The 12,773-nt window shown below is 64.6% G+C and carries 8 protein-coding genes; 4 read left to right on the plus strand and 4 right to left on the minus strand.

The annotated features are described in order from the left end of the window. Positions 1–4: 4 nt before the first annotated feature. The 4 genes from BLS11_RS16580 to BLS11_RS16595 form a co-directional block, all read right to left on the minus strand. Positions 5–403, minus strand: coding sequence for a DUF7475 family protein (locus BLS11_RS16580; protein WP_092538912.1), 399 nt, complete (start codon positions 401–403; stop codon positions 5–7). A 410-nt stretch (positions 404–813) separates the two neighbouring features. Next, positions 814–1,611, minus strand: a complete 798-nt coding sequence (locus BLS11_RS16585; RefSeq protein WP_092538913.1) for an IclR family transcriptional regulator — start codon at positions 1,609–1,611, stop codon at positions 814–816. An 890-nt stretch (positions 1,612–2,501) separates the two neighbouring features. Next, positions 2,502–4,739, minus strand: a complete 2,238-nt coding sequence (locus tag BLS11_RS16590; protein ID WP_092538914.1) for an LUD domain-containing protein — start codon at positions 4,737–4,739, stop codon at positions 2,502–2,504. 2 nt (positions 4,740–4,741) lie between these two features. Continuing rightward, complete coding sequence (locus BLS11_RS16595; protein WP_092538915.1) at positions 4,742–5,266, minus strand: LUD domain-containing protein; 525 nt, start codon at positions 5,264–5,266, stop codon at positions 4,742–4,744. 187 nt (positions 5,267–5,453) lie between these two features. On the opposite strand from BLS11_RS16595, the gene rhcE reads away from it, so the two are divergent. The 4 genes from rhcE to BLS11_RS16615 all read left to right on the plus strand — a co-directional run bounded on the left by rhcE (position 5,454) and on the right by BLS11_RS16615 (position 12,559). After that, the gene (gene rhcE, locus BLS11_RS16600; protein ID WP_092538916.1) at positions 5,454–6,488 is read left to right on the plus strand and encodes a 2-keto-3-deoxy-L-rhamnonate dehydrogenase; all 1,035 of its coding nucleotides are present in this window, start codon (positions 5,454–5,456) and stop codon (positions 6,486–6,488) included. 125 nt (positions 6,489–6,613) lie between these two features. Continuing rightward, complete coding sequence (locus BLS11_RS16605; protein ID WP_092538917.1) at positions 6,614–7,819, plus strand: enolase C-terminal domain-like protein; 1,206 nt, start codon at positions 6,614–6,616, stop codon at positions 7,817–7,819. A 2-nt stretch (positions 7,820–7,821) separates the two neighbouring features. Continuing rightward, the gene (locus BLS11_RS16610; protein WP_092538918.1) at positions 7,822–8,850 is read left to right on the plus strand and encodes an LLM class flavin-dependent oxidoreductase; all 1,029 of its coding nucleotides are present in this window, start codon (positions 7,822–7,824) and stop codon (positions 8,848–8,850) included. Positions 8,851–9,289: 439 nt separating this feature from the next. Next, positions 9,290–12,559 carry an alpha-L-rhamnosidase gene (locus tag BLS11_RS16615; RefSeq protein WP_092538919.1) on the plus strand — a complete coding sequence of 1,090 codons (3,270 nt, stop codon included), beginning with the start codon at positions 9,290–9,292 and terminating at the stop codon, positions 12,557–12,559. Positions 12,560–12,773: the final 214 nt, after the last annotated feature.

The following is a 12,773-nucleotide window of genomic DNA, read 5'->3' on the forward strand; positions in this document are numbered from 1 at the left end:
CGCCTCAAATCGCACTTCCCGACGGCTCGGCGGTCGTATAGAGGTACGCGGCGGCGAGTGCGACGACGGCCTCGGCGGCTTTGGAGACGAAGGCCATCGCGTTCGCCGGGCCGCCCATGACGAAGTACGCGACTATCTGAGCGAGGGCGAGGAGGACCATGAAGACGTAGAACTCGCGACGCCAGTATCGAGTCACGTAGACCGCCACCCCTGCGATGAAGCCGACGGCGGCGAGGACGAACAGGACGGCTTGCGTGGTGTCGAACGCCACCACGACGGGAACGAGCCAGAGGTGGATTCCCGCCGAAACGAGCGCTGCAGCGATCATCACGTACGGTACGACTCCCGACGGTACGCCCGTGATCAACGAGTTGCCGGGCGTGTTAGTTGTTGCCTCGGACATCGGTAGTAATATGGGTGTTTTGAATGATATGTTTTTCCACGTTCAGGTTGGGCTAACCTATCGAATTTGTAAGGAGTCGAGAACCGTCCGTAGTCGCGTGAAAGAAACGTTAGACCGCCGTAGGCGCGCCGACGGCTCGGATACGACCGAACAGACGGAATGTATGACAGGTATCAGTACGACCCGTCGGGTGTCTCGGCGAGTTCGCCTCTTGGCGACAGGGATTTCCGATTCACGTCGGCCGGTCGACGTTCCGTAACGGAGCATACCGTAAGGATATCTCTAACGCCTGCCGGTCTCCTTCGGAGATACCGTTACAGAAGTAGCGCTGTAACAGGTGTTTTGTCTTGCGCGTTACGGGGTTGAACTATGGTATCCGTGAACGCGAGAGACGATTCAGAGTGGATTCGTCAGATATTCTCGAACGAATCTGTAGGGAGGGGAGACCGTCGATTCAGTAACTGCCGGTAGGTAACAGAGATGTCGTCCGCCGCCGCCTCTAACTTCCGGACGAGCGTTTCGCGGTACTCCTCACGCTGAAATTTACTGGTCGGGCCTCCGATCGAGATGCTCCCTACCGTCTCGTTATCGACGGTGAGTGGGCACGCGACGAATCCGACTCCGACGGCCTGTTCGTCCCAATCGACGGCGTATCCGTCGTCCGCGATCCGGTCGAGTTCCCGCCGAAGCGTCGCGGGGTCAGTTGTCGTCTGTTCGGTTACTGCAGGAAGCGAATCTCCGTCCAGTAACTCGTTCCGGCGTTCCTCCGAGAACTCCGCCAGTATCACCTTCCCGGCGGCGTGGGTGTGAAGCGGCGTCCGAAAACCGCTGTACGGACTGGGGCCGACCCGCCCCCGGTCGGTTTCCGCGTGGAGAAGCACCCACTCTCCCTGTTCTTCGACGCCGAGTTGGACGAGTTCGCCCGTTTCTCTGTAGAGGTCTACCAGGGAGCGAATCGAAGCGCGAAACAACCGACCGCGGTACTTCTTTCGGTTCCCCAACTGCAGGAACCGGTAGCCGAGTTCGTACAGTCCATCGTTCCGGGAGACGAATCCGACCTCCGCTAACGAGGCGAGGTAATCGTGCGCCGTCGCCCTCGTGACCCCGAGTTCGGCGGCGACTTCGGACGGACGCGCCCCCTCCTGTTCGTCGAGAACCTGCAGCACTCTAAACGCCCGCGCGACCGTTTTGAGAGGTGGGGAGCCCATACACCGGCCTCTCGTTAGACCCGTATAAATCGTCGGAAAACGACAAACTCGCTCCCTAACGGTACGTCCGTCTCCGGTCTCCCGGTGATGTCAGCGAGAGTCTCTCGATCCGTTCGACGGACGAGAGCGTCCCTCTTTCCCCGTGAAGCGTCGCTTCGAGTCCCACCGCCGACGCTCTCGTCGCCGCGGTTCGTCCGTTCTCGGTGCCTCTCGAAGGAATCGCCCTCCGGAAAGCGATTCTCCTCGGCTCAATTACAGTACTATGCTCGTAATGCGCCCACTTACGCGTCTACTGATGGGCCACGAGACGCTACGAAGGTGGTTGGACCCGAATCGCTCCGCGAGGAGCGCACTCCGACACCTCCGGAACGGCATCCGCTATTGTCGGAACGCTTCCCGACGGAATTCCTTCGAAAGAGACGGAACTGCTATTCCGTTCTTCGAGCTAGAGCGCCCGAAGCGAACGTCTCTCTCCGGTGTCCGACACCTGCGAAATGAACGTGGTTCGTTCGGGCCGAGCCTTCGAAGAATTTGCCCGTGGTATCGGTACCCTCGGTGCGACGTACGAGGTTTTCCCCGCGTTCTCGGGCGCGAGCCGGTTTGCGAGGCGAACTCGGGTCGGACACCTTTATTCGATATTATCGGATGATTTTCGTCGAGTACGTTTTAACGGGGCCGCTTCTCGCAGGTAATCACGGAATTTTCTCCCTTCCCCGACGGACGTATGAATATTGAAGGAGGGGATTCGACGCCCAGTTCCGGTATGATCGGACGCCCACGTTGCCGTCGGAGCCATCTTCGGACCGAAGATGGCGTACGCCGGGGGCCCGCGGACCCGTGGACGGCCTCGCCATCTCTCTCGTCCTCGCGTTTCGTAGTCTCCTCGAAAGCTATCGAGGCAACTCCTCTACGAGTAGTTCGACCGGGTGACGTGGCTGTCGTTCGAGCAGGGCGCCTATCTGTTCGAGACAGGAGGTACCGCTGGCGACGACCCGTCGGTCGTCGACGCCGTCGGCCTCCAGTTGGCCCCTGAGTCGGTCGCCGACGTCCATGCTGAGTTCGTAGTACTCGGACTTGTAGCCGAAACTCCCCGCCATCCCGCAGCACTCCACGTCCGAGGTGACGACGTCGTAGCCGCACGCGTTCAGGACGGCGACGGTGTACGTCTCCAAGCCGAGGGTTCGCTGTTGACAGTGGCTGTGGTAGGCGATACCCTCGCCGTCGCCGGTGGCGAGTGCGTCGGCGTCGGCACCGTTCTCCAGGAGGCCGTAGACGTACTCCAGAACCTCGTAGCTGTTCTCAGAGAGTAGCGCGAAGGCGTCGCCGTCGACGAGTCGTTCGTACTCCCGCGTGAACATGGCGTGGTCGCTCGGTTCGACGACGACGACGTCGTAGCCGTCATCGACGTACGGCGTGAGCGTCTCGGTGACGCGCTCTGCGTGGTCGGCCGCGGTATCGACCATCCCCTGCGAGAAGGGGGCGCGACCGCTGGAGGCCACCGACGGAACGACCACCGCCACGCCGAGTGCTTCGAGGGCGCGGACGGCGGCCTTCCCGCGTTCGACCTGCACGTGGTTCGTGTAGAGGTCGGGGTAGAGGACGGCGCGTCGTTCGGGACTCGTCGCGCGGGAGTCGCGCTCTGCTCGCGCCGCCCGCTCCTTCGAGGCGGCCGCGCCGCCTCGCTTCTCGAACCACTCGACCAACGTCTCCCGTTCGAACTCCGGCAGGTCGCGCCGGGGATCGATACCGAGCACCTTCTCCATCGCCCACCGGGACGCGTCGGTGTCGGCGAGCCAGTTCGAGAGCGGCGCCGTCGCGCTTCCGAGTTTCGCCACCGTCTCGAAGTTGCCGAAGAACCGCTTTTGGACGTCGACGCCGCCGGGTTCCTCGTCCGGCGTCAACCCCTCGACCAACCAGTCGAACTCCGTCTCGTCTCCGCGGTTGATCCGGTCGCGAACGACCGTGTTTATCCACGGGATGTCTATCTTCACCGGGCAGGCGTTGACGCACCGCGTACAGCCGGTACAGAGGTCGTTGAACTCCGCGGCGGTGTCGGATCCCTCGATCCCCGCCTCCCATCCCGTCGCGATGCCGCCCGAGTAGGTTTCGCCGCCGAAGGCGTGCCCGCCGACGCTCTGGAAGTTCGCACAGGAGTTCGAACACGCCGAGCATCGAATGCAGTACAGCGTCTCCTCGAGGTGTTCGTCCTCGCGCATCTCCATGCGGCCGTTGTCGATGAGAACGAGGTGGAACTCCCGGTCGGCGTCGAACTCCGACAGCGGTGTGGTGTCGTCGTCGAAGTCGACGACCGGGGTGTCCACGGGCGGCGTGAGAAGCGAGACGTAGGAGGTGATGTCCTGTCCCGTCCCGGACCGACCGATGAGTTCGACGAACGGTTGGAGGTCCTCGACGGACGGAATCACCTTCTCGACACCCGCGACGGTTATCTGCGTGTCCGTCGCGGCGACGGTCTTTCGCGCGTTACCCTCACTCGTGACGAGTGCCATCGTCCCGGTGTCGGCGGTGATGAAGTTCGCGCCCGTCATCCCCACCTCCGCGTCGACTATCTGCTCGCCGAGTCTCTCTCGCGCGAAGTACGTGAGGTCTTCCGCGGTTTCGAGGGGTTCTTGGGGGTCGAACCGTTCGTCGAACAGGTCGGCGATGGCCTCCCTCGATTTGTGGATGGCCGGTGCGACGATGTGCGAGGGCGCTTCCTCCGCGAGTTGGAGCACCCACTCGCCGAGGTCGGTCTCCACCACGTCCACGCCGTCGGCTTCGAGCACGTCGTTGACCTCTATCTCCTCGGTGGTCATCGACTTCGACTTCACGACGCGGTCGGCGTCTCGGTCCGAGACGACCGAGCGGATGTAGTCGTTGGCGTCCTCGGCGTCGTCGGCGATGTACACCGTCCCGCCGTTGGCCTCGACGCTCTCCCGGAGTTCCTCGACGAGTTCCGGAAGGCGTTCGATGGCGTCCTCCTTGACGGCGCGGGCCTCGTCCTTCAGCGACTCGTAGTCTTCGAGGTCGGCGACCGACCGGTACCGACCCTCGTTGAACGCCCGCGTGTTCTCCGCCACCGCCGCGCCCTCGGTCCGCATCAGCCTGCGGATGTCGTCGGCCTTGGACATCGTCACTCGCCCCCCGTGAGAACGACGACGCGGACCTCCCGCGGTCCGTGCGCTCCCTTCACCAACGCCCCCATGTCGGCCGTCGCGCTCGGTCCGGTCGCGAGGACGGCGCTTCCCTTCGTCCGACGGAACTCCGATCCGACCGACCGAATCGCCGACTCCATGTCTCGCTCGACGTCTCCCTCTCGGACGACGGCAACGTGACGGTCCACGAACAGACTCACGAGTTCGCTGGCGCGGTCGGTGACCGAGAGGACGAGCGACCCGTAGTCGGCGATTCCGAGGCTCGCCCCGGTCACACCTGTTTTCGCCGCTCGAAGCGTCGCGGGCGTCGGGTCGACTTCGACGGACGTCCCGGACAGGGCGAGTTCGGGGTCGTCGAACGTCTCCTCGAGGGCGACGCCGACGGCGGGTGAGTCGACGAGTTCGTCGACGCGGCTCCGGAACTCCGTTCCGTCGACGCGCGTTACGGACACGCCCAACTCGTCCAGTACGGACTCGAACCGCGAGAGTGCGGATGACGACATCAGTATGCGAACGCGAGCGCCGCACCACTATTTAGTTTCGGTTGTAACACCGCCCAGCGCCGCGGTCTCCGTCGGCGACCCGCCCGATTTACCGTTATCCGGACGCACCCCCGCTGTACCCAAAATTATTAGCCCGCCTACCCGTATGGCTTTACTGAGTCGACTACCCCGACCATTACCAGCAACTATGAAAGCAATCGTTCAGACCGGGCCTCGCTCCGTAGAGACGCAGGAGCGTCAAGCCCCCTCTCCAGACGCAGACGAAGTGCTCGTGAAAGTCCACACGGCCGGACTATGCGGGAGCGACGCTCACGCGTACAAGTACGACGGCGGATACGAGTGGATACCCATCCCGCGCATCATGGGCCACGAGTACTCCGGTGAAGTCGTCGAGGTCGGTTCCGACGTGGAGGAGTTCGCGGAGGGCGACAAAGTCGTCGAGGAACCGATTCACGACTGCGGCCACTGCTTCCAGTGTAAGAACGGACAGCCGAACGTCTGTCAGAACTTCTCCATCACCGGGATGCACCGGGACGGAGCGTACACCGAGTACGTCGCCGTCGCGCCCGAACATCTCCACGCCGTCCCCGAGAGCGTTCCGCTCAGACACGCGGCCATCACGGAACCGACGAGCATCGCGGCGCGTGCGGTCCTCAGTCAGTCGAACGCGACGCCGGGAGACAACGTTCTCGTCGAAGGGCCGGGGCCGATAGGCGTCCTCGTCGCCGCCGTCGCGGACTCCCTCGGCGCGAACGTCGTCGTCTCCGGCCTCGAACAGGACACCAAGTACCGACTGCCGCTACTCGAAGATATGGGCATCGAGACGGTCAACGTCCAGTCGGACTCCGGAATCGACGACTACGTCGATTCGCTCACCGACGGCGTCGGGTTCGACGTGGTGTTCGACGCGACGGGTCACCACACCGGCGTCGGGACGGCGACCCAGCACACCCGGAAGGGCGGGCAGGTGGTCGTCGTGGGCATCCCCAACGACACCAGCGAAGTCAGCCTCACGCCGGTCGTCCGCGGCGAAATCGAGGTCAACACCTCGTACGGGTCGACGTGGACGAACTTCGAACAGGCGCTCAGGCTGATGGAACGCGGCGACATCGCCGTCGACAAAATCCTCGACACGTCGTACGACACCGACGACCCCGCGTCGGCGTTCGAGGCGTTCCTCAGTTCCGAGACCTGCAAGCCGGTGTTCCAGTTCGACCGCTGACCCACCGTCTCAGTCGTGCGCGCCGTCGGCCCCGAGTCGAGAGCGCACGCACTGCACCGCCCAGCGGAGTCTGCGATGGAAAATTCTTTAGGTTACCGCGTGGTGGTGCCGATACGAAACTACCGATGGAGATTACAGACATTTCGGCGACGAAAGTGAGTACCGAGTCGTGGGGCGAGTTCGTCGAGTTCCCCCTCGTGACGGTCATGAGCAAGTACGACGAGTACAACAACGCCGACGGCGACAACCCGCAGGCCCGCCGCAAGTGGATGGGCCCCGTCGGCGACGTGGTGGTCGAAGTCGAGACTGACGCCGGCATCACGGGCGTCGGCCACGGCAACTGGGCGACCGGTGCCATCGCAACCATCGTCGAGGAGACGCTCTCGAAACTCGTCGTCGGCGAGGACCCCCGAGAACGGGAGAAGCTCTGGGACATGATGTACCGCGCGACCATCCCGTTCGGGCGGAAGGGCGCGGCCATCGAAGCCATCAGCGCCGTCGACCTCGCTCTGTGGGACATCGCCGGGAAAGAGGCCGACAAGCCCGTCTACGAACTCCTCGGCGGTCCCGTGCAGGACGAAATCCCCGCCTACGCGAGCAACCTCCACCCCGTCGACCTCGAAACGCTGGAACGAGAGGCGCTCGAGTACGTCGAGCAGGGCTTCGACGCGATGAAACTCCGCTTCCAGTACGGTCCGGAGGCGGGACGGGCGGGTATGGAGAAGAACGAGGAGATCGTGAAGACGGTGCGGGACGCCGTCGGCCACGACATCAAGGTCGCCGGCGACGCGTACATGGGCTGGACCGTCCGCTACGCGAAGAAGATGCTGAAGCGACTGGAGAAGTACGACATGGAGTGGGTCGAAGAGCCCGTCATCCCCGACGACTTAGACGGCTACGCCGAGGTCCGCGCGTCGACGGACGTGCCCATCTCCGGCGGCGAACACGAGTTCACCCGCTGGGGGTACAAGGAGATGCTGGAGAAGGAGACTGTCGACATCCTCCAACCCGACGTCCACCGCATGGGCGGACTGACCGAACTGCTGCGGGTCGACGCGATGGCCAGTGCGCGCGACGTGCCCGTAATCCCGCACTCGGGGACGAACCCGCACCTGCACTTCATCGCCGCCTCCGCGAACTCCCCGATGGCGGAGTACTTCCCCATCCCCGAGTGGTACAAAGAACAGCAGGGCGACAAAGAGTCGACGTACGCCGACGCCATCTACCAGCACCCGCCGAACGCGGAGGACGGCGTCATCCCCCTCCCGGACGGCGTCGGCCTGAGCGCCGAACTCAACCGCGAGGCGTTGGACCACTTCGCCGTGGAGTGACCATGCCGGACATCAGCTTCGAGTACAACGTGCCGGTGTTCGCGGGCGCGCCGGAGTCGGGCACCGACCCCGTCCACCGGGACACGCCGTCCTACGAGTCCCTCGATTGGGAGACGACGAAGATGGGCGTCGAGACGGCGGAGGAACTCGGCTTCGACGCGGTGTGGGCGCCGGACCACCTGATGCTCGGCCGCGACCACGCCGAGTACGAGTGTTGGACGCTGTTGAGCGCGATTGCGGGATTCACCGACGACGTCAACGTGGGGTCGCTGGTGCTCTGTAACGACTACCGCAACCCCGCCTTGGTGGCGAAGATGGCCGCCACGCTCGACGTCATCTCCGAGGGCCGACTCGAACTCGGACTCGGTGCGGGGTGGCACGAACCCGAGTACGACGCCTACGGCTGGGAGTACCGCGACGGGTTCGAGCGCTTGATGCGGTTAGACGAGTCCATCCGTCTGATGAAGCGGATGTGGGAGGCCGGGAGCGACGGCGCGAGTTTCGACGGCGAGCGCTACCAAATCGACGACGCGTACTGCTCGCCGCCGCCGGTACAGGACCCCCACCCGCCCATACTCGTCGGCGGACAGGGCGAGGAGGTGACGCTGAAGTTGGTCGCAAAGCACGCCGACGTGTGGAACACGGACGTGTTCAACGGCGACGTGGAGACGTTAGAGCACAAGATTAGCGTCATCGAGGACCACTGCGAGACGGTCGGCAGGGACCCCGACGAGATAGAGTACTCTTGGGACGGACACGTCATCTGCACCCGCGACGAGGAGAAACTCGACCGGATGCTCGACCTGATGCTCCCCATCCAGTTCGAAGAGGAGTATCAGGACCAAGCGAACATCGAGACGGAGGAAGACGCCCGGGAGTTCTTCGTCATGGGGACGCCCGAGGAGTGCGCCGAAGCCATCGAGAGGCGCATCGACGCGGGCGTGACGAAGTTCCAAGGGTGGTTCATCGATTTCCCCGACACCGAGGGGATGGAACTGTTCGCCGACGAAGTGATTCCGCAGTTCGCCTGAGGCGTCGGGCGATTTTTCGTTGCGTTCGCCTCGGCGTCAACCACAGGAGTATTACCGATGCCTGATGGAGAGGGGGTATGAAATACGCCGACACGGTGGTTCGGGTCACGTGACTGACGGTACGCAACCCGTTCGCGGTCCTACTGATGAGTCTCGCCGTCACGGTGTCGATGCTGCCGTTCTTCACCGGGTTCGTCCTCGCCGGGGCCGTCGGCGACGATGCGTTCTCCGCCCTCCTCTCCGAACTCTTTCGTCAGATGCTCTAAGTTAAGCTCGCCCATGCGATACGTAGTCATCCCACTTGTAGACATTAAGACTTTCCCATTAAATCATTACCCGCGCGACGAACCGACCGCTTCGGTACCGTCGGTTCTCCCGGAGAATCGGTGTTCCGGGCCTGAGTGCAAAGATTTACCTTATCATATACACAGTTCCATCTATGTCAACGTCTGCCGACCAGGAGAGGCTCCACCGACCGACAGACTTGCGCGTCGAGTTCGAGGCCGCGCCCGAGAACGTCGACCCGACCGAGTCGCCGCGGTTCTCGTGGCGCCTCGCGACCGACGACCGGGGCGCCACGCAACGAGCCTACCGACTCGTCGTCGGCCGGGACCGCGACGCCGTCGCCGCCGGTCGCGGAACGCTCTGGGACTCCGGCCGCGTCGAGTCGGGGCGCGCGACCAACGTCGACTACGACGGTCCGACCCTCGGCGCCGACGAGACCTACTACTGGTCGGTGAAGGTGTGGACCGCCGACCGCGAGACGGAGTGGGCCGAACCGGCGCGGTTCGCGACGGCGTTGGACCCCGAGAGTTGGCGGGGCGAGTGGATCGCCCACCAACCCGGCGAAGGCGACACGAACGGCTGGCGGAGCCAGTGGCGCAGTCCGGACGAGAACGGCGACGAGTGGGTGGAGGTTGACTTGGGCGAGTCCCGCGATATCTCCGCTATTTCCCTCTACGGGACCGAACCCGTCGACATCGTCAGGACGCCGGACGACACCGCGGTTACGATCTCGTGGTCGGAGAACCCCATCGAGGGGTTCGGATTCCCCGACGCTTACCGAGTCGAGGTGGCCGACGACCCCGACTTCGGCGACGCGACGGTCGTCGCAGAAGTCGAGTTCGAAGACGACGACACGGAGGAGGAACCGGAGGGCGTCCCCGACGAGAGCGTTCCCGTCGAGACCCACGACGGCCTCGACGTCAGCGGTCGATACGTCCGGGTCACGGCGACCGACCTCTTCGAGGTCACCCCCTCGACGTGGGACACGTCTCACATCCGCAGCGACGACCGGCGCGTCGTGGCGGCCAGCGCGTGGGAGTGCTTCGCGCTCGCCGCCCTCTCAGTGGAAGGTCCCGACGGAGCCGAACTCGCGACCGACAGCTTCGTCGAGGCGTCCTCGTCGTTCGAAACCGACACGTGGGGCCGCGACCACTTGGTGAACGGACGGACGGAGTCACAGACCGGCTCCACGTCGCCGCTCCTCCGGACGGAGTTCGACCTCGACAAACCCGTCCGTTCGGCGCGGATGCACGTCGCCGCCGTCGGCTACGGCGAACTGCACGTCAACGGCGACCGGGTCGGCGACCGAAAACTCGACCCGGCGTGGACGGACTACGAACAGCGCGTCCTCTACACGAGTCACGACCTCACCGACCGACTCCGCGAGGGTTCGAACGCCGTCGGCCTCTGGCTCGGTCGCGGGTGGTTCGCAAAGAGCAGTTCCTACTGGGTCAACGACGGTTCACCGCGCGCCCGCGCGGTACTCACAGTGGAGTTCGAAGACGGGACGACGCGGCGTATCGCGACCAACGCGGACTGGAAGGCGGCGGACAGCCCGATTCTCGCGAACGACATCTACGACGGCGAGACGTACGACGCCCGACGGGAGGAGGACGGCTGGCGTACCCCCGAGTACGACGCGTCGTCGTGGGAGAACGCGACCGTCGTCGATGCCCCCGGCGGGACGCTTCGCCCGGAACGCATCGAACCGATGCGGGTCGTCGACACCTTCGACGTCGAGGCGGTCCACGACCGTCCGGAGGGTCCGATTCTCGACTTCGGCCAGAATCTCACCGGGTGGGTGGAACTGCGTATCGACGACCCCGACGCGGGCGACGAGGTGACCGTCCGCCACGCGGAGGCACTCACCGAGGACGGCGACCTCTCTACGACCGACCTCCGGACGGCCGACGCGACGGACACGTACGTCGCCCGCGGCGAGGCGACGGAGACGTACGAACCGCGCTTCACGTACCACGGCTTCCGGTACGCGCAGGTGACGGGCTACCCCGGCGAGTTCGACCCGGAGGCGGTGACCGCGAAGGCCGTTCACACGGCGATGGACCGACGGGGGGAGTTCGCCTGCTCGAACGAGGAACTGAACCAACTCCAGCACAACGCCGTCTGGGGGCTCCGCAGCAACACGCACTCGATTCCGGAGGACTGCCCCCAACGCGACGAGCGCTTCGGGTGGACGGGAGACGCCCACATCTCCACCCGGTCGCTGCTCTTCAACTTCGACGCCGTCCGCTTCGACGAGAAGTGGGCCCGCGACCACGACGACGTCGCCACGGAGATGGGCTACGTCCCCGACGTCATCCCCAACAAGGCCGTCGAGGACCCCGCGGACCCCACGTGGTCCATCACGCGCGTGGTGGTCCCGTGGTACCTCTACCTGCACGACGGCGACGAGGGAATCCTCCGCGAGCAGTACGAGGGGATGCGCGAGTACGTCGATTACTGGTACGAGAACACCGAGGACGGCATCCTCCCCGACGACTACGGGAAGTTCGGCGACTGGCTGGCCTTCGAGAACACCGACGGGCGCCGCGGACTGCCTCACCACCTGTACAACACCGCCTTCCTCTATCAGGTCGTGGACACCTTCGCCAAGGTCGCCCGTGTGCTCGGTAACGAGACGGACGCCGAGAGCTACCGCGAACGCGCCGAGCACGTCGCAGACGCCTTCAACGACCGCTACTTCGACCCCGAATCGGGGACGTACGGTCCGGGGACCCAGTCCTCGTACGCCGTCCCGTTGTTCCTCGGGATGGTGCCCGACGACCACGTCGACCGCGTCGCCGAGAACCTCGCCGAGAAGGTTCGCTCCGACGGCGGGAAGCTCAGAACCGGCTTCCTCGGGACGCGACCGCTGATACACACGCTGGCGACCCACGGCTACGCCGACCTGGCGTATCGGGTCGTCAGCCAACCCGAACAGCCCGGGTGGGTGTACATGGTCCGCAACGACGCGACGACGATGTGGGAGCGGTGGAACTCTGACGAGAGCGTCGGGTCCGGCATGAACTCGCTGAACCACTCGCCGTTCACGCACGTCTCGGAGTTCTTCTACGAGGTGCTCGCCGGGATTCGACTCGGCGACCGGCCGATCACCGACCACGTGACTATCGCGCCGTCGATGGTCGAGGACCTCGATTGGGTGTCGGCGAGCGTCGAGGCGCAAACCGGCGAACTGTCGGTCGATTGGGAGCGCGACGGCGAAGGCGAGTACGAACTGTCGGTGACCGTCCCGTGGAACGGCCGAGCGACGGTCCGACTCCCCGACGCGGCCGAGAGCACGGTGACCGAATCGGACGTCCGACTGTCCGAGGGCGCGCCCGACGGCATCCTCTCGGTCGAACGCGACGGCGACGACGTCGTCGTCGAAGTCGGCGCGGGGGAGTACGGGTTCGTCGTCGAATAACCCCGCCGCCCCGGCGTTCGAAGTAAGAGAACCGAGACGTGACGGGACGCGGCTTTCTCCTCGGCGCGTAGCCGACTCGCGTTCGTCCGCACCTGACTGTCCTACTGGTTTCCGGTAATACCGAAGAGGTTTCCACACGCGCCGGTAACTCCCGTCATCGCCTCCTTCCGATCGCTCGTAGCCGATACACCGTAGAACAGTCTCGGGTGCTTCG

The sequence above is a fragment of the Halopelagius longus genome (assembly GCF_900100875.1).
Classification (GTDB): Archaea; Halobacteriota; Halobacteria; order Halobacteriales; family Haloferacaceae; genus Halopelagius; species Halopelagius longus.

Excerpts from the sequence above, each read along its gene's own strand:
- BLS11_RS16580 (WP_092538912.1), bottom strand. The coding sequence starts at position 403 with ATGTCCGAGGCAACAACTAACACGCCCGGCAACTCGTTGATCACGGGC.
- BLS11_RS16585 (WP_092538913.1), bottom strand. The coding sequence starts at position 1,611 with ATGGGCTCCCCACCTCTCAAAACGGTCGCGCGGGCGTTTAGAGTGCTG.
- BLS11_RS16590 (WP_092538914.1), bottom strand. The coding sequence starts at position 4,739 with ATGTCCAAGGCCGACGACATCCGCAGGCTGATGCGGACCGAGGGCGCG.
- BLS11_RS16595 (WP_092538915.1), bottom strand. The coding sequence starts at position 5,266 with ATGTCGTCATCCGCACTCTCGCGGTTCGAGTCCGTACTGGACGAGTTG.
- rhcE (WP_092538916.1), top strand. The coding sequence starts at position 5,454 with ATGAAAGCAATCGTTCAGACCGGGCCTCGCTCCGTAGAGACGCAGGAG.
- BLS11_RS16605 (WP_092538917.1), top strand. The coding sequence starts at position 6,614 with ATGGAGATTACAGACATTTCGGCGACGAAAGTGAGTACCGAGTCGTGG.
- BLS11_RS16610 (WP_092538918.1), top strand. The coding sequence starts at position 7,822 with ATGCCGGACATCAGCTTCGAGTACAACGTGCCGGTGTTCGCGGGCGCG.
- BLS11_RS16615 (WP_092538919.1), top strand. The coding sequence starts at position 9,290 with ATGTCAACGTCTGCCGACCAGGAGAGGCTCCACCGACCGACAGACTTG.